Genomic DNA, 20,327 nt, shown 5'->3' on the forward strand with positions numbered 1-20,327 from the left:
CACAATATTTAGCATCTACTTTTTAAGTCTGTGTAAATTAGTCGTTTCGTGTTTTTCGTATCTCGGGAATTATCGCGCTGATCCGATACAATACGTGCCGTTTCAGATGAGGGTGTGTGTCCGGCACTTTGGGGTGGTTGAAGTCCCGATCCCCGAGATGCTCCATGCCGAGACGCCGCATGACGGCAATCGAACGTTCATTGTTGTGGACGGCGAAGGCGTAGATTTCGGCAAGGCCCAAGGTGGTGAGGCCATGTGCGAGAAGCTTTTCCGCAGCTTCTGTGACATACCCCTTTCCCCAGAAGCGTGTCGCAAGACGCCAGCCGATTTCGACGGATCCGTCCGGCAGGATTTCTGGGGGCTCGACCTCGGATAGGCCGCAGAAGCCCATGGCTTCGTCGGTGCTGCGATCGGCAAGCGCATAGAAGCCCAGGCCTGTCTCCGTGATCATGTCGCGATTGCGGTCGAAGAGCAGGTCGCATTCGGCGTGGCTGCGCCGAAACGGAAAGAAGGTCATGACCTTCTCGTCCCTGTTGATCTCGCGAAACAGGTTTCGGTCATCGTCCCGCCAATTGCGAAGTGTGAGCCGCTCTGTCTCAACGATGATCATGGGAGGCCTGTCACCCGTTGACGAAATCCGTTTTGCGATAGCCCTGGAGATACAGGAGGGCGGTGAGGTCACCGTGGTCGATGCGGATCCCGGCCTCCGCGGCAACTGCGGGTTTGGCGTGCAGGGCGACGCCGGACCCTGCGATGCCGAGCATGCCGAGATCGTTGGCGCCATCTCCGACGGCAATGGTGTCGTCAGGGGAAATGCCGAGCTTCCTTGTGATGTCCAATAGCGCATCGACCTTGGCCTGTTTGCCGAGGATTGGTTCGGCAACTGCGCCCGTCAGATAGCCATCGCTTTCGAGCAGGATGTTGGCGCGGTTCTCGTCGAAGCCGAGCGTGGCAGCGATCCTTGTGGTGAAGACGGTGAAGCCGCCCGAGACGAGCGCGGTGTGTCCACCCCTGGCCTTCATCGTGGCGATCAGTTCTCGGCCGCCAGGCGTTAGCGTGATACGCTTCTCGATGACTTCGTCGACCACCGAGATGGGCATGCCCTTTAGTAGCGCCACCCGCTCGCGAAGGGCGGGTTCGAATGCGATTTCGCCATTCATTGCACGCGCCGTGATCTCGGACACCTTGTCCTTCAACCCGACTTCGGCCGCCAGCTCATCAATGCATTCCTGGCCGATCATGGTCGAATCCATGTCGGCGATGAGGAAGGATTTGCGACGAGTTTCGGCGTCCTGCACGGCGACATCCACGGGCTGGCCTGCCAGAACCTCGCGGATGAGGCGCTCCGCCTCGACTGCGTCCGTGCCGTCCGGAAGCGGAATGTCGCAGGCAATGCCGTCGGCGAGCCAGTAGAGCCGCGATGATGCGACCGCGTCCGCAGCCTTCTCGGCGAGCGCCGGGGTCAGAACAGGGTTTGACGGATTGGCGACAAGCGTGGCAACCAAGGCCATGATGGAAGATCCTAGCAAGAACTCAGACGCGATCCTGATAACCGGGCCGACCGCCAGCGGCAAGTCCGCGCTTGCGCTCGATTTCGCCCGACGGCATGGCGGCGTTGTCATCAATGCCGACAGCATGCAGGTTTATGACACGCTGCGGGTCGTGACCGCCCGTCCGAGCGTCGAGGAAATGGACGGGGTTCCACACGAACTCTACGGCCGTGTGCCCGCATCGCGTAGCTACTCCACCGGAGACTGGCTGCGGGAGGTGGAACAACTCCTCGAACGCATCAAGGGAGAGGGGCGCCTGCCGGTCATCATTGGTGGGACGGGGCTCTACTTCAAGGCGCTGACGGGAGGGCTTTCAGAGATGCCGCCTGTCCCGGATGCGCTGCGGAGCGAAATCCGGCGCAGGTTGGAGATGGAAGGGGCCGAGGTGCTGCATGCAGAGCTGGTGACGCTCGATCCGCCCGTGGCGCAACGTCTCAATCCGAGCGACGGGCAACGGATCGTGCGAGCCGTGGAGGTGTTTCTGGCGACCGGACGCTCCATCGCCGAATTCCAGAAACAATCCGGACCGATGCTCGTCGATCCCGGTCGGGCCTTGAAGCTCATTGTCCTGCCGGACAGAACCGTCCTGCAGGATCGCATCAACCGGCGCTTTGCGTTGATGATGGAGGAGGGGGCGGTCGAGGAGGTCGAGGCCTTGCTCGCACTCGATCTTGCGCCTGAAATGCCGGCCATGAAAGCGATTGGCGTGTCGCAGATCGCCGATATGCTGGCCGGGCGCATCACCCGGAAAGAGGCAACCGATCTCGCCTCTGCGGCGACGCGGCAATATGCCAAGCGGCAGATGACCTGGTTCCGTAATCAGATGGATGACAGCTGGCTGCGCATCGACCCGACCACATACCGGATCGACTAAGGCCGTTTCAGTCGCGCTTGTAGAGGCTCGACAACGGCTTTTTCAGAATGCTTTCCCGAAGCGAGGAGCCACCCTCGCGGCGCAGCGGCTGTGAGCCGAAGGTCGCCGGCGCCGGCTCCGCAGCAGCGTATGTGGGGGCAGGAATCTCGGGGCGTGGCCGGACGGGATCGTCCATGCCAGTACGGGGAAGCATGTCGGGCCGATACGGCTCGATGGGCGGCATTTCCGACGATGGCAATGTGTGGCGCTGGACAACTGTGTCATAGGCCGGGCGCGTGACCGGCGGGGCGGGTGCGATGGGCGTCGTGCTCACAACCGGGCGAGGGGCGTGGCTCTGAGCGAGGGCCGGCCTTACGTTGCCGAAACCTTCGTCCTCGTCGTCGAATTCTTCGTCGTCGTAAATGCCATCAGGTGCGAGCGGGATGCCACCCTGGCCAAAGCCGCTGTCGAAGCTTTGCTGGAAGGCAGAGATGTCGGGACCTGCAATGGCGCGCATGCGGCCGACGATGTTGCGCAGATCGACCGTATCCGGTGTCTCCTCGGTGTTTTTCGCGGTGACGCCGTTCGCCTTCGGCAGAGCCGATTCGTCGACGCGGGTGAAGCGCATGCGCATCGGGACGGCGATCGCCTCGCCGAAAGCGATGGCTTCACCATTGCCGATCGACGAGATGAAGCTGGTGGTCGAGATCGAACTATCGGGAATGGCCGAGCGGATGATTTCCTGGTCGCGGTCGTTGGCAAGCCGCATGGCAAAGAGCGTCGAGCACTGCGACAGGATGGTCTGGTCGAGTTCACCGGGGCGCTGGGTGATCACGCCGAGCGAAACGCCGTATTTTCGGCCTTCCTTGGCGATGCGGGCTATGGCCTGCCGGGTCGGGAAGAAGCCGAGATTGGGGTCTGCGGGCACGTAGCGGTGTGCCTCTTCGCAGACGACGAGCATGTGGATCGCGCCGTTCGACCAGAGCGCCAGCTCGAAGGCCATGCGGCAAAGAACCGAGGCGACGGAATTCACGACTTCGGATGGAATGCCGGCCAGCTGGAAGGTCGAGATCGGACGATCGTCTCCCGGGATGCGGAAGATATGCGCAATCGTCTCCATGATCGTGTCGCTGATCGTGTTGTTGGAGAACATGAAGTGATAGCGGGGGTCATTGACCGCCGACATGATGCGCATCTTGAGCGACCGCAGATAAGGTTTTTCGCCGCGACCTTCGAGGCGGCCGATGCGCTCGTCGATGAGCGCCATGAGATCGGCGATGCGATAGGGCACCGGCGTGTCCGCGGTCATCGAGCTCTTGTCGGCCATGCGGCGCATCAGGGCGCTTTCATTGCCGCGGAAGGCGCGTTTCGCCTCCGGCATCAGATCGCGCAGGATGTCGAGTTCCTCGGCCACCGGCGGGCGGCCGCGGAACAGGACCTCGGCGAATTCATCGAGCCGCATCAGCCAGAAGGGCAGGTCGAGCGTATCCGTATCGATGACAACAGCGAGTTCCGGGAAGGCGGCCGCGAATTCATTGTGTGGATCGAGGATCAGAATGCGGAGCTTCGGGTCGCTCTCGATTGCCTTGCGCAGCAGCAGCGAAACGGCCGTCGACTTGCCGACGCCGGTCGAGCCGACCACTGCGAAATGCTTCGACAGCATGGATGGAATGTGGATGGTCGCGTCGATCGACTCGTCCTGGGTCAGCTTTCCGATGACGGCCGTGTCGTTGAGGCGGGTGTCGTAGATGCGCAGGAGGTCGGCCGCGCGAATGCGGTGTGCGATGGCGCCGAGATAGGGGTAGCGCGAAATGCCTGTAGAGAAGGTCTCCTTACCGTCCTCCTGGACATAGACTTCGCCCATGAGTTCGACCTCGATCAGGAACTGGTTGTCGGCACCTTCGCCCCAGTCCTTGCCTTCGGTCTGCATCGAATAGGCGAGCGCCACGACGCGGTTGTTGCCGACCGTGATCGAGATCAGGCGGCCGACGGACCAGAGCTCCGTGAGATCGGTGCCGCCTTCCGCAGCGACGGCGGCAATGGTCGCACGCGAGCCGTTGCAGGCGACGACACGTCCCAGCATCCGGTTGCCAGGCCGCATACCATCGCGGCGCTCTTGTTCTCCGGCGTCGCCGGACTTGTGAAGATCATCGTTCAACAAGCGCATTCTCCCTGCTTGCGCAAGCTTAGGGCGGAGCGCTTAAAATTTCGTGTAATCCATTAGGTCCGCAGAGAGAATTGATCGGTTGGGCGCAACAAACTTTCGCGATCCGGCTGGAAAATTTAACAAAGATGCGTTGACGCTGGGATGCTTTCTGGCTAACACTTCGCCCCATGAAAAACTCGGTTGCACTTATCGTGGTGGGACGGCGCATGGGCAGGATGGTGTAACCATCCGGCGATAGCCACCCATGCGCTAGATGACAGGCTCCTCAAGGGGCCTTTTTTTATGCCCAGAACCGGGTTATCAGCCCAAAAACCAAGAAGGCAGATGGAAACACAGCATGACGGGTAAAGACAATCAGATGACTGGCGCCGAGATCGTCCTGCGCGCGCTCAAGGATAACGGTGTCGAACATATCTTCGGCTATCCCGGCGGGGCCGTGCTTCCGATCTATGACGAGATCTTCCAGCAGGAAGAGATCCAGCACATCCTGGTGCGCCATGAGCAGGGCGCCGGCCATGCGGCCGAAGGTTATGCCCGCTCGACCGGCAAGGTCGGCGTCATGCTGGTCACGTCCGGCCCCGGTGCCACCAATGCGGTGACGCCGCTGCAGGATGCGCTGATGGACAGCGTACCGCTCGTCTGCATCTCCGGCCAGGTGCCGACCTCCTTGATCGGTTCTGATGCCTTCCAGGAGTGTGACACTGTCGGCATCACGCGCCCCTGCACCAAGCACAACTGGCTGGTCAAGGACGTCAACCAGCTGGCAAGCGTCATCCATGAAGCGTTCCGCATCGCCCAGACCGGCCGCCCGGGCCCTGTTCTCGTCGACGTGCCCAAGGACATCCAGTTCGCCACCGGCACTTACACGCCGCCGGATGCGCACAAGACGCTGAAGAGCTACCAGCCCAAGGTCACCGGAGATGCGCTGGCCATCCAGGCCGCCGTCGAACTCATGGCGTCTGCCCGTCGGCCGATCATCTATTCGGGTGGCGGCGTCATCAATTCCGGTCCGGAAGCCACAAAGCTGCTGCGCGAATTGGTTGGTCTCACGGATTTCCCGATCACCTCGACGCTGATGGGTCTCGGCTGCTATCCGGCTTCGGGCAAGAACTGGCTCGGCATGCTCGGCATGCACGGTTCCTACGAGGCGAACATGGCGATGCATGATTGCGACGTCATGGTCTGCATCGGTGCACGCTTCGATGACCGCATCACCGGCCGCTTGAACGCTTTCTCGCCGAACTCGAAGAAGATCCATATCGATATCGACCCGTCGTCGATCAACAAGAATGTCCGTGTCGACGTGCCGATCACCGGTGACGTTGGCCGGGTTCTCGAAGACATGGTCCGCGCCTGGCGGGCCCTGCCGAAGAAGCCTGAGGCTTCCCAGACGGCCGAGTGGAATACGAGCATCGCCAAGTGGCGGGCGCGCAATTCTTTCGCCTACACGCCGTCCAAGGATGTGATCATGCCGCAATACGCGCTGCAGCGGCTCTATGAGCTCAGCAAGCATCGCGATACCTACATCACGACCGAGGTCGGTCAGCACCAGATGTGGGCGGCACAGTATATCGGCTTCGAACAGCCGAACCGCTGGATGACGTCGGGCGGTCTCGGCACCATGGGCTACGGCCTGCCGGCTGCCATCGGCGTGCAGGTCGCGCATCCCGATGCGCTGGTCATCGATGTCGCGGGCGACGCCTCGATCCAGATGTGCATCCAGGAAATGTCCTGCGCCATCCAGTATGAGCTGCCGGTCAAGGTGTTCATCCTGAACAACCAGTACATGGGCATGGTCCGTCAGTGGCAGCAGCTCCTGCATGGCAACCGCCTGTCGAATTCCTATACGGAAGCCATGCCCGATTTCGTCAAGCTGGCGGAAGCCTATGGCGCGGTCGGCATTCGTTGCGAGAAGCCCGGCGATCTCGACGGTGCGATTCAGGAAATGATCGACGTGAAGAAGCCTGTCATCTTCGACTGCCGTGTCGCCAATCTCGCCAATTGCTTCCCGATGATCCCCTCGGGCAAGGCACACAACGAGATGCTGCTGCCGGACGAGGCGACCGACGAAGCCGTCGCCAATGCCATCGATGCCAAGGGCCGTCAGCTCGTCTGACCGGGAGGAACAACCATGAACGCACATCTTCAGCCGACCGGTTCGGCCTATTTCATCGCCAAGGAAACCTCGGCCATCGAGAGCCATACGCTCTCGGTGCTGGTTGATAACGAGCCCGGCGTTCTTGCCCGGGTCATCGGCCTGTTCTCCGGCCGTGGATACAACATCGAAAGCCTGACGGTGTCCGAGACGGAGCATGAAGCGCATCTGTCGCGCATCACGATCGTGACGCGCGGTACGCCCGGCGTACTCGAGCAGATCAAGGCGCAGCTCGAGCGGATCGTTCCGGTGCACCGGGTCCTCGATCTCACGGTCCGGGCGAGGGATCTCGGCCAGGAGCGCCCGATAGAGCGGGAAGTGGCTCTTGTGAAGGTCGTGTCATCAGGCGAGATGCGAGCAGAAACGCTGCGGTTGGCCGATGCTTTCCAGGCTAAAGTGGTGGACGCGACTGTCGATCACTTTATCTTCGAGATTACCGGCAAGTCCTCGAAGATCGACCAGTTCGTCTCGATCATGAAGCCGCTCGGCCTCAACGAGATCTGCCGTACCGGGATTGCTGCGATGAATCGCGGTTCGCAGGGTATGTAAGGAATTCGCCAATTGGCGAAATGACAAAGGGCGGCCTTGCGGTCGCCCTTTTGCTTGATGCGGTCTCAGTTCATGCCGAGCAGGTCGAGAAGGCCCATCTGCTGCGGTGCCGGGGACAGGTCCTCGGCTGCCTTCTTCGCCTTTTGCTTGGCTGGTTTTTCGGTGGCCGGTTTCGCCGTGGCTGCTTTTCCAGCCTTGCTTGCCGCTGCCGCCGCTTCCTTTCGATCGGCTTTCTTCTTCACAGACTTCTTCGTCGGGTTGGCTTCGGCGGTCTCTGGTCCGGCCTGTTCGCCCGCTGCTTCGGTCGTCGGCAGCATGGCCAGCAGCGCGTGCCGCAATGCGGCTGGCCTCAGGCTGTAGTGAATGTACTGGCCCTTTTTTTCGCCTTCGATCAGTTCGGCATTTTCCAGGATCGACAGGTGCTGGGAGATCGAGGGCTTGGCCATGTCGAAGCGGGCGGCGATCTCGCCGGCAGTCAGGGTCGATTGGGAAAGGTGTACCAGCATCATGCGCCTGGGATCGGAGGCGAGCGCGTGAAAGACACGGGACGAGATCTTGTCCATTGCCGGATGTGCATCGTTCTTGCCGCGCTTCGCCATGACGTCCCCTGTCACTCTGCAGCTTTTGAGGCTGCAGTTTCTGAATTAGGCAATCTCCTAATTTCCTGAGGGGCTTGCGTAAAGTGCCGTAAATGCAGCGCCTGTGGATAGATCGCAATATCTCGATGGTCAGAAGCCGATCGGGATTTCCGGCTTGTTCAGCATCAGCCACAGGATTGCCATCACCGAGAAGAAGGCAGGAAAGCCGCAGGCAAACCAGATGCGGAAGAGGTGGTGATAGCGGGCCGGTAGCGGCGTGCCCGAGGCGACTGCTTGGCGGGCGAGGTCGCGCAGTTGGACCTGGATCCAGACGACGGGGAGCCAGAACAGGCCGACCACCACATACAGGATCAGTGACGTAAGCACCCAGCCTGATGTCAGCGGCCAGCCGATCTCGTGGGCGAGCCAGGCGCCGGTAACAGGCTGCAGGATGGCGGCGGTCGCGGTGAACAGCGTGTCTGCGACGACCACGGTGCCGGCGACATGGGCGATGTGGGCGGGGTTGCCTGCGCGATGGGCGAGCAGCATGAAGAAGGCGACGCCCGCACCCGTGCCCAAGAGCACTGTGGCTCCGATCACATGCACGAAGCGCAGTATCTCCTCGAGCATCTCAGCGCTCCTCCAGCACGGCGAGCGTCGCGAGCGTCAGCAGGATCGAAGGCAGGACCTTGACCAGCGGCCCGAGCGGGTCGAGCCAGAGGGTGGGTTCGATCAGCGTTCCGCCGGCGAGATAGGCAAGCGAAACTGCGATCATGCCGAGCATGGCTTTCTCTGCCCAGGGCTGGACGATGATCACCAGACCAAGCGTGATGTCGAGCAGCGAAGTGAGGATGGTGACCGGCAGTGCTACAGCCGCCGGCAGACTGGCGCCGAAGCGGAGCGAGGTCGTGACGGGATCGAGGAGAGGCACGAGGCCCGAGAGGATCCAGAAGAGTGAAAGTGTCAGGATCATCAGGGGTTTCAGGAGATAGAGTCGGGCGAACCAGAGGTCCTGGACGGCAGCCGGCTCCGCTGCCAGCCTCAGTGTGGGGTCGGGTGTCGCAAGGGTCGGTCGTCCAGGCTCCGGCGCCACGCCGATACCGCTGATTCGGATGGCGGTGGACCGTAGCGGAGAGCGCCATCCGAGGCGCCCGGCGAGATCGGCGGCGAAGGAGAGGGGTCGAGCAAGGCCTGAGGGCAAGCGGATGACGGGGGCATCGGCGAGACCCAGCCAGCGGCGGTAGAAGCGCGCCATATCCTCGACGGTTCGGGTCGGCTCGCCCGCAAGAACCATGTCCGAACCTGGGGAGATGCGGCCCTGGACAGCGTCGACCACCGCCTGCGCCACGTCATGCACATGGACCGCGTTCATCGGGCTCGCGGCATCAACGAGCGGCAGCAGGCCGGGGATAGAGGCGACGGCGCGCAGCAGTGCCGTGCCGCCATAGGCATTTCGTCCGACGACGACCGTCGGGCGCAGGATGACATGCGGGAGGCCGGAGCTTGCCAGCGCCCGATCGGCGTCCAGCTTGGTCGCCATGAAGGCGGTGCCGGCGCGGCCAAGGTTCTCGGGGGCAGAAATCTGGACGATCAGTGGGGTCGGCAGGCAGGTCCTTGCTGCGTCTTGCAGGGCGAGCATGGCATCCCTCTGCACCGCCACAAGAGCATCGCACAGGCCATCCTGCAATGCACCTGCGCAATTGACGACGACGGTCACGCCTTCGAGGAGCGGCAGCCAGTCGCTCGCCTGCCGGAGGGCGCGCAGGTCGCGGGTGATCCAGCGAATATCAGGGAAGCGGGCGCTGGCCTGGCGGATGTCGCGGCCCAGGCCGATTACGGGATGGCCGGCCGCCTGCAAGCACAGGGCGACCTGCTGGCCGATGAAGCCGGTCGCACCGAGGACGAGGATGGGCATGGATCCAGACTCTCCTTGTCTGCCGGTCTGGGTCACAACATCGCCAGCGGCACCTTGCGGGCCGGCGGCGGAAATGCTGCATCGAGGCGGGCCCAGTCTTCATCCGAGATGTCGAGATCGACCGCGTCGCGGTTCTCCTGCAGGCGGCGAAGGTTAGAGGTTTTCGGGATCGGGATCACGCTTTCACGCTCCAGAAGGAAAGCGAGGGCGACTTGCGCAGGGGTCGCCTGATAGGCCTTGGCGACATGGGCCAGTTCGGGATGGCGGAGGATGCGGCCCTGCTCGATTGGCGAATAGGCCATGACAGGGATCTTATGCTCCTGACACCAAGGCAGGAGGTCGAATTCGATGCCGCGACGGGAGAGATTGTAGAGCACCTGATTGACGGCGCAGTTTTTACCATCTGCAACCGAGAAGAGTTCCTCCATGTCGTCGACGTCGAAATTGGAAACACCCCAGGCGCGGATGCGGCCCGCAGCCTTCAGTTCTTCCATCGCGGCGACCGTGTCGTCGAGCGGGTGCTCGCCGCGCCAATGCAGGAGGTAGAGGTCGAGATGGTCCGTGCCCAACCGGTCGAGGCTGGCGTGACAGGCCTTGATCGTTCCGTCGTAACTCGCATTCCAGGGCAGAACCTTGGAGACGAGAAAGGCATTCTCCCTCCGATCTTTCAGTGCCTCGCCGACGATGCGTTCCGCGCCGCCATCGCCATACATTTCCGCCGTGTCGATGATCGTCATGCCGAGGTCGAGCGCCAGCCTCACCGCATCGACTTCGGCTTTTGCGGCGGACTTGTCCTCGCCCATCATCCAGGTGCCGAAGCCGAGGCTCGGAACTTCCTCGCCGCCAGGCAGGGTGACAGTCGGAATGGCGTCGTGCATCTTGCGGCTCCCTGATGGTGTTCTGCCGAACTTAGCCGGACAGACCGGTGGGGCAAGGGACAAATGACGCAGCGCGTTTGGTCGGGAGTTCGTGTCACCGTAACAAATTGCTGCTGGCGCGCGGGGATGGGTCAGCTAGGCTGACTAAAAACCTAGGGAGAAATAACCATGTCGGCCGACACACTGCTGGCCCTCGTCCTCTTCGCTTTCGCGACCTCCATCACGCCGGGTCCGAACAACATGATGCTCTTTGCCTCTGGTGTGAATTTCGGCTTCCGGCGGACAATTCCGCACATGTTCGGTATCGGGGCCGGGTTCCTGTCGCTGCTCATCGGTGTCGGACTCGGTCTGGGCGCGCTTCTGTCCGCCTATCCGCCGGCCTTCATCGCGCTCAAGGTCGCAGGCGGGCTTTATCTTCTGTGGATTGCCTGGAAGATCGGGTCGTCGAGGTCAATGGGTGAGGGCGAGGCAAAGTCCCGGCCGATGACCTTTCTCGGCGCGGCGGCCTTCCAGTGGGTCAACCCGAAGGCTTGGGTGATGGCGATCACGGCCATGGCGGTCTATCCGAATCCGGAGCAATATGCTTTGACAGTCGCCATTGTTGCGCTGGTCTTCGCCGCAGTGAATGTTCCAAGCGTGTCCACCTGGGCTGGATTCGGCTCGGCGCTCCGGGAGTGGCTCTCGGTGCCGGTCAGGCTCAAATGGTTCAACATCACCATGGCTTTGCTTCTGGTACTCAGTCTCTGGCCCATGCTGAAATAGGAAAGTCCGATGTCCGGCCATCACCACGACCACGACGATCACGTTCATGACCATGAGCACGACAACCAGTATTCGGACATGCAAGCGCGGGTGAAGGCGCTCGAAACGCTCTTGACCGAGAAGGGGCTGATCGATCCGGCGGCCATCGATGCCATTGTAGATGCCTACGAGACAAAGATCGGTCCGAGAAACGGTGCGCGCGTGGTGGCCAAGGCATGGAGCGATCCCGACTTCGCCGACTGGCTGAGGCGCGATGCGACAGCGGCGATCGCGAGCCTGGGTTATACCGGCCGGCAGGGTGAACACATGCGCGCCGTTTTCAACACGGTGGAGACCCACAATCTCGTCGTCTGCACGCTGTGCTCCTGCTATCCTTGGTCCGTGCTCGGCCTGCCGCCCGTCTGGTACAAGGCGCCGGCCTATCGCTCGCGGGCGGTCATCGATCCGCGCGGCGTACTCGCCGAATTCGGCGTCAGCCTCCCGCATGAGATGGGCATTCGCGTCTGGGATTCGACTGCGGAGTTGCGGTATCTCGTGGTGCCGCTGCGTCCTGCCGGAAGCGACGGGCTGGATGAGGAGCGGCTCGCGGATCTTGTGACACGCGATTCGATGATCGGCACGGGGCTTGCGCTTTCGCCGGAGGTGTCGCGATGAACGGTCCGCATGATCTCGGTGGCCAAATGGGTTTCGGTCCCGTCGCGCCGGAGCGGGACGAGCCATATTTTCATGCCGAATGGGAGAAGTGGGCGCTCGGCATCACGCTGTCCTGCGGCGCCTTCGGGGCCTGGACAATCGACGAAAGCCGGCATGCCCGCGAGAGCATTCCGCCGGCCAACTATCTGGCGGCGAGCTATTACGAGGTCTGGATACGCGGCATCGACATGCTGCTCGAACGGCATGGTTTCGCAACCGCCCAGGAGCTGGAAACGGGACGGCATGTGGAGCAGAGCCGTGCACCGAATCGGGTGTTGAAAGCCGAGATGGTCGAAGGCGTCCTGGCCCGTGGCGGACCTTGCGACAGGCCCGTGGAGACGGAGCCAAAATTTGCCGTCGGCGATCGTGTGCGGACGAAGAATTTCCATCCGACCGGCCATACCCGTCTTCCACGATATGCCCGGGCGAAGGCGGGCGTCGTCGAGGCGGTGCAGGGGAGCTTCGTCTTTCCCGATGACAATGCACATGGTCGGGGCGAGAACCCGCAATGGGTCTATACGATCGTATTCACGGCAGAAGAGATCTGGGGCGAGGGCGCCGATCCGACGCTCACGGTCTCTATCGATGCCTGGGAGAGCTATCTTGAGCAGCTGTGATGCCAGCACCGATCTTGTCGCCTCGCCCGGCCTGCCGCGATCACCGGACGGTGCGCCGGTCTTTGCCGAGCCGTGGCATGCACAGGCCTTTGCCATGACCGTGCATCTGCATGCGCGCGCTGTGTTCGACTGGACGGAATGGGCAGAGAGCCTCTCGGCCGAAGTCCATCGGCCGGAGCGCGCCGAGGATGGCTCCGACTATTTCGATGCCTGGGTTGCTGCGCTGACGGATCTGCTGGAGCGCAAGGGACTGGCGGATCGCGAGACGGTCGAAGCTTTGCGCGAAAGCTGGCAGCGGGCGGCGGAAGCGACGCCGCATGGGGCGCCGATCGAGCTTTCCAACGACCCGATGCGGGTCTGATGTCCACGATTTGTTCTGGTTTGGGCGGCTTTTGCCTTGCATCAGCCATACGAATCCGCGCATGACCTAGCCATGCAGTTCGCGCCCCAGCAAGACGAGGCCCTCAAGGCCGTTTCGAAATGGCTGAAGGAGGGGAAAACCCCCGTCTTCCGGCTGTTCGGCTATGCCGGAACGGGCAAGACTACGCTCGCCAAGCATTTCGCCGAACATGTCGACGGGGAAGTCCTGTTCGCCGCCTTCACCGGTAAGGCTGCCCAGGTGCTGCGCTCGCGCGGTGCGTCCAACGCCAAGACCATCCACTCGTTGATCTACCGCCCGCGTGGCGAGGAGGCGGTGGAAGACGAGGAAACCGGCAAGACATCGATCGCACCGATGTTCTCGATCAACCGCCAGAGCCCCGTCGCGAAAGCGGCGCTGATCGTCATCGACGAATGCTCGATGGTGGACGAGGCGCTCGGGCGCGACCTGATGAGTTTTGGCACGCCGATCCTGGTGCTCGGTGATCCCGGTCAGTTGCCGCCGGTCTCTGGGGGCGGTTTCTTCACTGACCAAGAGCCGGACTATCTGCTGACGGATATCCATCGCCAGGCGCGTGACAATCCGATCATCCAGCTCGCGATGCATATCCGCGAGGGCAAGGAGATCATGCATGGCGACTATGGCACGACGGCGCGGGTGATCTCGAAGAACGAGGTGACGCAGGACCTCGTGCTCGGCGCCGACCAGGTGCTGGTTGGGACCAACAAGACGCGGCGCCGCTACAATATGCGCCTGCGGGAGTTGAAAGGCTTCACGGTCGACTATCCGCAGGCTGGCGACAAGCTGGTGTGCCTCAGGAACGACCAGGTCAAGGGTCTGCTCAATGGCTCGCTCTGGCAGGTGATGACCTCGTCGCGCGAGACGGTGAAGCCGGGCATCAACCTGTTGATCAAGCCCGAGGATGACGACATGGACCGCGGTGCGGCCAAGATCAAGCTGCTTAAAGCCGCCTTCGAGGACATCGACACCGAGATCCCCTGGTCGACGCGCAAGCGCTACGACGAGTTCGACTACGGTTATGCGCTGACGGTGCACAAAGCCCAGGGCTCGCAGTGGAACGATGTCGTGCTGTTCGACGAGAGCTGGGCATTTCGCGACACGCGCGAACGCTGGCTCTATACGGCCGTTACGCGTGCGGCGGAGACGCTCACCATCGTCAGGTGAGCGCGCCCTTTCCGATCATTTCGCCTTCAGTGCGGCTACTGTCGCCATCAGGGCCATCGTGTTCTTGCCGGAGGCGGTGGCAATCTCGGACAGGGGTGTTGCCGCATCGGCTGCAGTAAAGCCACCCGCCTTCAAGGCCGCGACGACTTCAGTGTCGGACTTTTTGAGAAGCGGCGCCACTTCGGTCGGGGTGCCGCTGGCGATGATGCTGACCATGGCCAAGGCCGGGTTTCCGCCCGCACCGGCATTGCCGCTCAGGGACGGCCACGCAAAGACGAGACCTGCGACAAGGCTGAGACCGAGGGCCAGCGTCATCGGCAGACGCTTGAAATAGGCGAGGAATGGGCGCCAGTTCTTCCACACGTGAAGCAGAAACGGGGCGATCAGAGCCATGCTCAACCATTCGTGCATGCCGTGGAAGGCCGCCGTGCCAACATGGAAGAACAGGGCGATGCCCGAGACGAGAGAGACCAGGAAAAGGCCGGTGGTCAACGGCGTGGCATATCGGGAAAGGAATGAGGACATCGTGGAAACCCATGCTTATGGAACAATGTCCTCATAAGCTCGGGTTCGGCGGAGGTCCCGTTACATCTCCTCCATGTTTTACAATTGCCAAGTCTGTCCACCGCGTGGCGTCAATTGGCGACGATGCCGAGCAGCACCGCCTTGGCGACTGCCTGGAACCTGTTCTTGGCGCCCAGCTTCTCGGCCACCTGACGCTCGATCACTTCGATTTCGTCCGATCTGAGTTCGAGAGTGCGGGCGATTCGGATCGGCGAGTAACCCTCGGCCATCAATTGCAGGCAGCGATGTTCGATGTCATCGAGCTCGGGCCGGTGCCGGTTGACATGGGCCGAAGTGCCGCCACCGTCTTCTTCCGGGGTGAGCAGCGTGTTGATCTGCTGCAATTGTCGGTGCAGCGTCGACAGGTTGGCCGCAAGCTCGCGCTGGCGGGCCAGCATGGCCTCTTCGAAAATCAGATTGGCTTCGGTTTTCGATGATGCCGTCGACAAGGTCTCAAACAGATCCTGGATCACGGAGATCGGCATGCCAACCTCGCGGCAGGCGTTGATCAGTGTCATGCGGGACACGTCGCGCTCACTATACACCCGCATAAGGCCGATCCGGCTCGCCCTGATCAGATCCTTCTCTTCGTAGAAATGCAGTGTTCGGTGCGTGACGCCGAAGAATTCCGCCATATCGGCGATCGCCACCGGTTCCCTGGGACGTTCGCGCGCCGCTGCGATATCCGGGAGAATGATATCTCGTCCGGCCGCCCCGGACTGTATTGCGACGGTGTGCAGATGGTGTGGTCCGTTCGACATGTACCCCTCCATGTTCCGTGTCGACGCGTCTGCTCTGTCCTTTGTGCCGCTGATGTTGTTTCCGTTTCGATGAGCCCCCTTCGACTCGTTCAACTGTTGAATGCGTAAAGTATATTCGCAATCAATAAAATAAATTTCTATGCGAATACGTCACGGCGCGTGAACCGCGGGAGCGCGCGCTCAGATATGCTGGGTGGAAAGGGCGATGAGTCTGGGGATTTCCGTGATGATGTCGGCGTCGCCGCCGAGTCCCGGCCACTGCTGCTGATGTCGCCTAGCCGCGATATAGGCATCGGGCGTGCCTTCGAGCGTGTAGCGATAGGTTGCGTCCAGGCACTTCATTTCGGCCGTGGAGAGATTGTTCGCGTGGCAAAACTGGTAGATCCGGCCGGGGATCGTCAGGTTGACCCCGGCGAACTGGTTCGCCAGGCTCGCGATGTCGAGAATGTCACCCGAGGCGTCCAGGGTTCGGCCCGTCGCAAGGACCTCGTTGCCGGACTGCTGGTGTCGCAGGCTGAGTGACAGGCGAGTGGCTCCTTCGTCTTTCACCTCGAGGATGAAATGCAGGGAACTGCCCTGATCATTCTGTTCCTGAAATTGCGCATCGCATGCGGCTATCGCGACGGCCCAGAGGCGGCCCGTCCAGAAACGCAGTGCATTCACAAAGATCCGGCTCGTGGCGTCGCCATCGCGGAGCGGAGCAAGGAACAGGTTGGGTAGCCCACGCCAACGCGAGATGTCGGTCCTGTCGTCGTTTTCGATCCTGGACCGTCGTGCCGTACCTGCCAGCTCATACATCGGCACGTATCCTCCGAGCGGGATGCGGATCCGCAGCGCTTCGTCACGTCCTTCTTCGGCATAGAACTGATTGAGCAGGCGGCGCAGCTTGCCGGCCTGGACGCGGACCAATGGATCTGTCCCTGGATCGAAACCCTCGCTGCGGCTGAAGACGTCGATGCCGATCGTGTAGCCCTTCAACTGATGCGCCAGGCCCAGCTGCTCCATTTCCACCACGAACTTCAGGAAGGAGCGCAGACGCTCCGAGCGTGCGAAGGTCCGGCTGGTCAGGACGCTGCGCAATGCCTCCGCGACCTGCCGGTTGTCGATCCTTGCGTCGGTTGACATCGTTGCTCCAGCTTGCCTGCGCGATCGCGCGACTGCGGCAGGGGTGCCAGCAAGCCTTTGTGCGATCCGTCACAATCATTAAACTGACTAATGTAAAGCGTGGTTGGGTCAATACCTGAAAAATATGGGGTTTTTGGCATTCCTCACCCATCAATCCCGGAGATCGGACTATCTGCGATTCTCGTTGGTTTTCGGCCTCGTGATGTCCTAAAGATGCGGGCCTGACAAACTTGGCTCCGGAATCGTGATCATGCCTGCGAAGCTCTCCGTCAATCTCAATGCCATCGCCATGCTGCGCAACCGCCGGGATCTGCCCTGGCCTGACGTCGCGGATCTCGGGCGGATTGCGCTGAGGGCCGGTGCCAGCGGACTGACCGTGCATCCGCGACCTGACCAGAGGCATATCCGGTTCAGCGACCTCCCGATCTTGAGGGCTCTGATCGATGACGAATTTCCGGCGGCGGAGTTCAATATCGAAGGTTATCCCACCGAAGACTTCCTGGCGCTGTGCGAAGCGACAGAGCCAGAACAGGTGACGCTGGTTCCTGATGACCCGTCGCAGGCAACTTCTGACCATGGCTGGGACCTCGTGAAGCACCAGGAATTCCTCAAGAGCGTGGTGGATCGACTGCGGTCGAAGGGAATGCGGGTGTCGCTCTTTGTCGATGGCGAGGGGCTGGCCGGGCCGATGAAGCTGGCACGGGCGACCGGCGCTGAACGGGTGGAGCTCTATACGGGCCCTTATGGCGGTTGCTACGACAATCCGGAGGAGGCCGCCCGGCAGGTGGACTTGCTCGGTCTCACCGCCGATGCTGCCAAGGCCGAGGGGCTTGCCGTCAATGCCGGTCATGACCTGACGGTTGCGAACCTGCCGGCACTGGTCCGGCGGATCCCGCATCTGGCGGAAGTCTCGATCGGCCACGGCCTGACGGCGGATGCGCTGGAATACGGCATGGCAGAGACGGTTCGCCGCTTCTGCCGGGCCTGCGGCCAATCGATTTGACTTCAACCTAACACCAAGTCAGGCGGCGAGGGTGTTCGACATTCCAGCCAGCGCGAACTCGACCGCGGCATCCGCGTGGATCGTGGTCGAATCGAAGCCCGGCAGCGGCAGATTGTCAGGATCGAGAATCAGGCAGATTTCGGTGCAGCCGAGGATGACGCTGTCGGCGCCTTCGGCCTTGGCCTTTTCGATAATCGTGATCAGCTTCTCACGAGACTGCGGGCGGACTTCGCCGGCGCAGAGTTCGCTGAAGATGATGTCGTGGGTCACTGTCCGGCCATCTGCGTCGGGCACCATGACCTCGATGCCATGGCGGCGCATGCGCTCGGCATAAAAGCCGTGTTCCATCGTGTAACGGGTGGCGAGCAGCAGCGGACGCTTTGCGCCACGATCTGCGAGGACGGTTGCGGTTTCATCGATGATGTTGATCAAAGGGACCGAGATGCGGGATGCCACCGGTTCGGCGACGAGATGCATGGTGTTGGTGCAGATGAGAACGCAGCCAGCACCGGCGCGTTCCAGGCCCTCTGCCGCACGGGCGAGGCGGTCGGCGGCCGCGTCCCAAAGGCCGGCCTTCTGCAGGGCGACGATTTCCTCGAAATTGACCGAATGGAGAATGACTTCTGCGGATGACAGGCCGCCCAGGCGTGCCCGAACGGCTTTGTTGACGAGGCGGTAGTAAACTGCCGAACTTTCAAAACTCATTCCACCGATCAAGCCGATCATCTGCATCACGTTGTCTCCTCTAATCCGATGGAGTGATGATGCCGTGGCCTTGGCGCGGGATGTTTGCATTTTGACAGGCGGTGAGCTGGCTTGCCGCTTCTTTTTCGCTGCGATACAGTCCCAACGCGCTGAATTTTTGCGCTGTTGCATCAGTAGGCGGGAGTGATCAGCGTGATCGACGACAGGGACAGGAAGATTCTCGACATTCTCCAACGCGATGCGGGTGTCGCCGTAAGCGACATCGCCGACATGGTGTCGCTGTCGGTGTCTGCGTGTTCGCGGCGTATCCAGAAACTGGAGGAGAACGGCTACATCGCCCGCAGGATCGTCGTTCTAGACCGAGACAAGGCGGGGGTGCCGACCACGGTCTATGCTCTCGTAAAGACAGCCCATCATGCCGATGACTGGATCGAGGAGTTTCGCCGTGCAGTGAGCGACATCCCCGAGATCGTCGAGGCTCATCGCTTGACCGGGCACTACGACTACATCCTCAAGGTCGTCCTGCCGCGGGTCGAGCATTACGACGTCGTCTATCGGCGGCTGGTGAAGCGGGTCGAACTGTTCGACGTCTCGGCTTCCATCTCCATGGAAACGCTGAAGCAGGGACTGGCGGTGCCGGTCGATTACGCTCGATAGACCATTGCTAAAAACACAAAAAGGCCCCGGGGCCGAAGCCCCGAGGCCCGTCACGCACCCTTGAATCAGGAGGCGTTGGAGATGGTGCGGTTGACGAGGGTCACCGACTTGTCGGCATTGACCTTGTAGATCTCGCGAACGTCGCGGCCGTCACCGTTTGCAAACGTGTGGAAGAAGGTCGAACCGGCCGGAGCCTTTTCCAGCTGAACGTTTGCGTTGTCATAGGTGATCGAGCCCGGGATCGGCTGGACGGCGGCAAAAGAAGCCGAAGCGGCGGCGAGGGTGATGAGGGCTGCGGAGATGATGGTCTTCATGGTCGTTTTCCTTTGTGCGTTAGGATTGGCGGCGGCTCGGGGTCGTGGGAGAGGGGCCAAGCCAGCCGCCGGGATTTTTGCGTCTTGGGAGGCGCGTTGATTACGAAGCGTTGGAGATGGTGCGGTTGACGAGGGTCACCGACTTGTCGGCGTTGACCTTGTAGATCTCGCGGACGTCACGACCGTCACCGTTTGCAAACGTGTGGAAGAAGGTCGAACCGGCCGGAGCCTTTTCCAGCTGAACGTTGGCGTTGTCATAGGTGATCGAGCCCGGGATCGGCTGGACGGCGGCGAAAGAAGTCGAAGCGGCGGCGAGGGTGATGAGGGCTGCGGAGATGATGGTCTTCATGGTCGTGTTTCCTTTGTGCGTTTGATGGGCGGCGGCTCGGGGCGGTGGAGAGGGCCAAGCCTGCCGCTGGAGGTCTTTGCGTCTTGGGAGGCGCTTTGATTGAGACGCTTCGCGATTACGAAGCGTTGGAGATCTGGCGGTTGACGAGGGTCACCGACTTGTCGGCATTGACCTTGTAGATCTCGCGAACGTCGCGGCCGTCACCGTTGGCAAACGTGTGGAAGAAGGTCGAACCGGCCGGAGCCTTTTCGAGCTGAACATTGGCGTTGTCATAGGTGATCGAACCCGGGATCGGCTGAACGGCGGCAAAAGAAGCCGAAGCGGCGGCGAGGGTGATGAGGGCTGCGGAGATGATGGTCTTCATGGTCGTTTTCCTATCTTAAGATTGAGCGGATGGATTTTCATTCAGCTCATGATTGTGGTTGAAGGCGGAATTTCACTGTGTGCGGAGGGTGTCTGCGGTAGTATCGGTGGTCAGTCGTTCGCCATCGAACGGGAGACCAAGGATACGGACCGGTCTGTATTCACCTTGTAGATCTCGTGGACCTCAGAGCCGTTGAGATAGAAG

The 20,327-nt window shown here is 61.5% G+C and carries 24 protein-coding genes; 10 read left to right on the top strand and 14 right to left on the bottom strand.

Annotated elements, in window-relative coordinates:
* Window positions 1-37: 37 nt before the first annotated feature.
* Window positions 38-610 carry a GNAT family N-acetyltransferase gene (locus E9677_RS23385; RefSeq protein ID WP_136560467.1) on the bottom strand — a complete coding sequence of 191 codons (573 nt, stop codon included), beginning with the start codon at window positions 608-610 and terminating at the stop codon, window positions 38-40.
* Between the two features lie 10 nt (window positions 611-620).
* The gene (gene serB, locus E9677_RS23390; protein ID WP_136560468.1) at window positions 621-1,511 is read right to left on the bottom strand and encodes a phosphoserine phosphatase SerB; all 891 of its coding nucleotides are present in this window, start codon (window positions 1,509-1,511) and stop codon (window positions 621-623) included.
* Here serB and miaA point away from each other — a divergent pair.
* Complete coding sequence (gene miaA, locus E9677_RS23395; protein WP_136560496.1) at window positions 1,510-2,424, top strand: tRNA (adenosine(37)-N6)-dimethylallyltransferase MiaA; 915 nt, start codon at window positions 1,510-1,512, stop codon at window positions 2,422-2,424. The two genes, serB and miaA, sit on opposite strands and share 2 nt — an antisense overlap.
* A gap of 7 nt (window positions 2,425-2,431) precedes the next feature.
* Here miaA and E9677_RS23400 read toward each other — a convergent pair whose 3' ends face one another.
* Window positions 2,432-4,564, bottom strand: coding sequence for an ATP-binding protein (locus tag E9677_RS23400; RefSeq protein WP_136560469.1), 2,133 nt, complete (start codon window positions 4,562-4,564; stop codon window positions 2,432-2,434).
* A 343-nt stretch (window positions 4,565-4,907) separates the two neighbouring features.
* Between E9677_RS23400 and E9677_RS23405 the strand changes: the two genes are divergently transcribed.
* Both E9677_RS23405 and ilvN read left to right on the top strand, forming a co-directional pair.
* The gene (locus tag E9677_RS23405; protein WP_136560470.1) at window positions 4,908-6,686 is read left to right on the top strand and encodes an acetolactate synthase 3 large subunit; all 1,779 of its coding nucleotides are present in this window, start codon (window positions 4,908-4,910) and stop codon (window positions 6,684-6,686) included.
* Window positions 6,687-6,701: 15 nt separating this feature from the next.
* Complete coding sequence (gene ilvN / locus E9677_RS23410; RefSeq protein ID WP_136560471.1) at window positions 6,702-7,274, top strand: acetolactate synthase small subunit; 573 nt, start codon at window positions 6,702-6,704, stop codon at window positions 7,272-7,274.
* Between the two features lie 65 nt (window positions 7,275-7,339).
* On the opposite strand, the gene E9677_RS25785 is transcribed toward ilvN, so the two are convergent.
* The 4 genes from E9677_RS25785 to E9677_RS23430 form a co-directional block, all read right to left on the bottom strand.
* On the bottom strand, window positions 7,340-7,873 hold the full coding sequence (locus E9677_RS25785) for a metalloregulator ArsR/SmtB family transcription factor (protein WP_205910190.1): 534 nt from the start codon (window positions 7,871-7,873) through the stop codon (window positions 7,340-7,342).
* Window positions 7,874-8,002: 129 nt separating this feature from the next.
* On the bottom strand, window positions 8,003-8,482 hold the full coding sequence (locus E9677_RS23420) for a DUF2269 family protein (protein ID WP_136560472.1): 480 nt from the start codon (window positions 8,480-8,482) through the stop codon (window positions 8,003-8,005).
* A 1-nt stretch (window position 8,483) separates the two neighbouring features.
* Window positions 8,484-9,767, bottom strand: coding sequence for an SDR family oxidoreductase (locus E9677_RS23425; protein ID WP_136560473.1), 1,284 nt, complete (start codon window positions 9,765-9,767; stop codon window positions 8,484-8,486).
* Window positions 9,768-9,799: 32 nt separating this feature from the next.
* Window positions 9,800-10,645, bottom strand: coding sequence for an aldo/keto reductase (locus E9677_RS23430; RefSeq protein ID WP_136560474.1), 846 nt, complete (start codon window positions 10,643-10,645; stop codon window positions 9,800-9,802).
* A 168-nt stretch (window positions 10,646-10,813) separates the two neighbouring features.
* On the opposite strand from E9677_RS23430, the gene E9677_RS23435 reads away from it, so the two are divergent.
* The 5 genes from E9677_RS23435 to E9677_RS23455 all read left to right on the top strand — a co-directional run bounded on the left by E9677_RS23435 (window position 10,814) and on the right by E9677_RS23455 (window position 14,281).
* Window positions 10,814-11,407 (top strand): LysE family translocator, encoded by a 594-nt coding sequence (locus E9677_RS23435; RefSeq protein WP_136560475.1) that lies wholly within the window; start codon window positions 10,814-10,816, stop codon window positions 11,405-11,407.
* A 9-nt stretch (window positions 11,408-11,416) separates the two neighbouring features.
* Complete coding sequence (nthA, locus tag E9677_RS23440) at window positions 11,417-12,061, top strand: nitrile hydratase subunit alpha (protein WP_136560476.1); 645 nt, start codon at window positions 11,417-11,419, stop codon at window positions 12,059-12,061.
* On the top strand, window positions 12,058-12,717 hold the full coding sequence (gene nthB / locus E9677_RS23445; RefSeq protein ID WP_136560477.1) for a nitrile hydratase subunit beta: 660 nt from the start codon (window positions 12,058-12,060) through the stop codon (window positions 12,715-12,717). Before nthA ends, nthB begins: the two co-directional genes overlap by 4 nt.
* Window positions 12,704-13,078, top strand: a complete 375-nt coding sequence (locus E9677_RS23450) for a nitrile hydratase accessory protein (RefSeq protein ID WP_408014774.1) — start codon at window positions 12,704-12,706, stop codon at window positions 13,076-13,078. Before nthB ends, E9677_RS23450 begins: the two co-directional genes overlap by 14 nt.
* 72 nt (window positions 13,079-13,150) lie before the next feature.
* Window positions 13,151-14,281, top strand: a complete 1,131-nt coding sequence (locus E9677_RS23455) for an ATP-dependent DNA helicase (protein WP_136560479.1) — start codon at window positions 13,151-13,153, stop codon at window positions 14,279-14,281.
* 15 nt (window positions 14,282-14,296) lie between these two features.
* On the opposite strand, the gene E9677_RS23460 is transcribed toward E9677_RS23455, so the two are convergent.
* The 3 genes from E9677_RS23460 to E9677_RS23470 form a co-directional block, all read right to left on the bottom strand.
* The gene (locus tag E9677_RS23460; RefSeq protein ID WP_136560480.1) at window positions 14,297-14,806 is read right to left on the bottom strand and encodes a DUF4405 domain-containing protein; all 510 of its coding nucleotides are present in this window, start codon (window positions 14,804-14,806) and stop codon (window positions 14,297-14,299) included.
* A 110-nt stretch (window positions 14,807-14,916) separates the two neighbouring features.
* A complete protein-coding gene (locus tag E9677_RS23465) occupies window positions 14,917-15,606 on the bottom strand; it encodes a MerR family transcriptional regulator (RefSeq protein ID WP_136560481.1) in 690 nt (229 codons plus the stop codon).
* A 180-nt stretch (window positions 15,607-15,786) separates the two neighbouring features.
* Window positions 15,787-16,731: a hypothetical protein gene (locus tag E9677_RS23470; protein ID WP_136560482.1), complete on the bottom strand. Its 945-nt coding sequence runs from the start codon at window positions 16,729-16,731 to the stop codon at window positions 15,787-15,789.
* Between the two features lie 250 nt (window positions 16,732-16,981).
* Between E9677_RS23470 and E9677_RS23475 the strand changes: the two genes are divergently transcribed.
* Window positions 16,982-17,734 (top strand): pyridoxine 5'-phosphate synthase, encoded by a 753-nt coding sequence (locus E9677_RS23475; protein ID WP_136560483.1) that lies wholly within the window; start codon window positions 16,982-16,984, stop codon window positions 17,732-17,734.
* 18 nt (window positions 17,735-17,752) lie between these two features.
* On the opposite strand, the gene E9677_RS23480 is transcribed toward E9677_RS23475, so the two are convergent.
* Window positions 17,753-18,466 carry an aspartate/glutamate racemase family protein gene (locus tag E9677_RS23480; protein ID WP_136560484.1) on the bottom strand — a complete coding sequence of 238 codons (714 nt, stop codon included), beginning with the start codon at window positions 18,464-18,466 and terminating at the stop codon, window positions 17,753-17,755.
* A gap of 165 nt (window positions 18,467-18,631) precedes the next feature.
* Between E9677_RS23480 and E9677_RS23485 the strand changes: the two genes are divergently transcribed.
* Window positions 18,632-19,096 (top strand): Lrp/AsnC family transcriptional regulator, encoded by a 465-nt coding sequence (locus tag E9677_RS23485; RefSeq protein ID WP_136560485.1) that lies wholly within the window; start codon window positions 18,632-18,634, stop codon window positions 19,094-19,096.
* A gap of 65 nt (window positions 19,097-19,161) precedes the next feature.
* Here E9677_RS23485 and E9677_RS23490 read toward each other — a convergent pair whose 3' ends face one another.
* The 3 genes from E9677_RS23490 to E9677_RS23500 all read right to left on the bottom strand — a co-directional run bounded on the left by E9677_RS23490 (window position 19,162) and on the right by E9677_RS23500 (window position 20,123).
* On the bottom strand, window positions 19,162-19,410 hold the full coding sequence (locus tag E9677_RS23490) for a hypothetical protein (RefSeq protein WP_136560486.1): 249 nt from the start codon (window positions 19,408-19,410) through the stop codon (window positions 19,162-19,164).
* 100 nt (window positions 19,411-19,510) lie between these two features.
* Window positions 19,511-19,759, bottom strand: a complete 249-nt coding sequence (locus E9677_RS23495; protein WP_136560487.1) for a hypothetical protein — start codon at window positions 19,757-19,759, stop codon at window positions 19,511-19,513.
* A 115-nt stretch (window positions 19,760-19,874) separates the two neighbouring features.
* Window positions 19,875-20,123, bottom strand: coding sequence for a hypothetical protein (locus E9677_RS23500; RefSeq protein ID WP_136560488.1), 249 nt, complete (start codon window positions 20,121-20,123; stop codon window positions 19,875-19,877).
* Between the last annotated feature and the right edge of the window lie 204 nt (window positions 20,124-20,327).

It is taken from the genome of Peteryoungia rhizophila (assembly GCF_004912145.1).
GTDB classification, from domain to species: domain Bacteria; phylum Pseudomonadota; class Alphaproteobacteria; order Rhizobiales; family Rhizobiaceae; genus Allorhizobium; species Allorhizobium rhizophilum.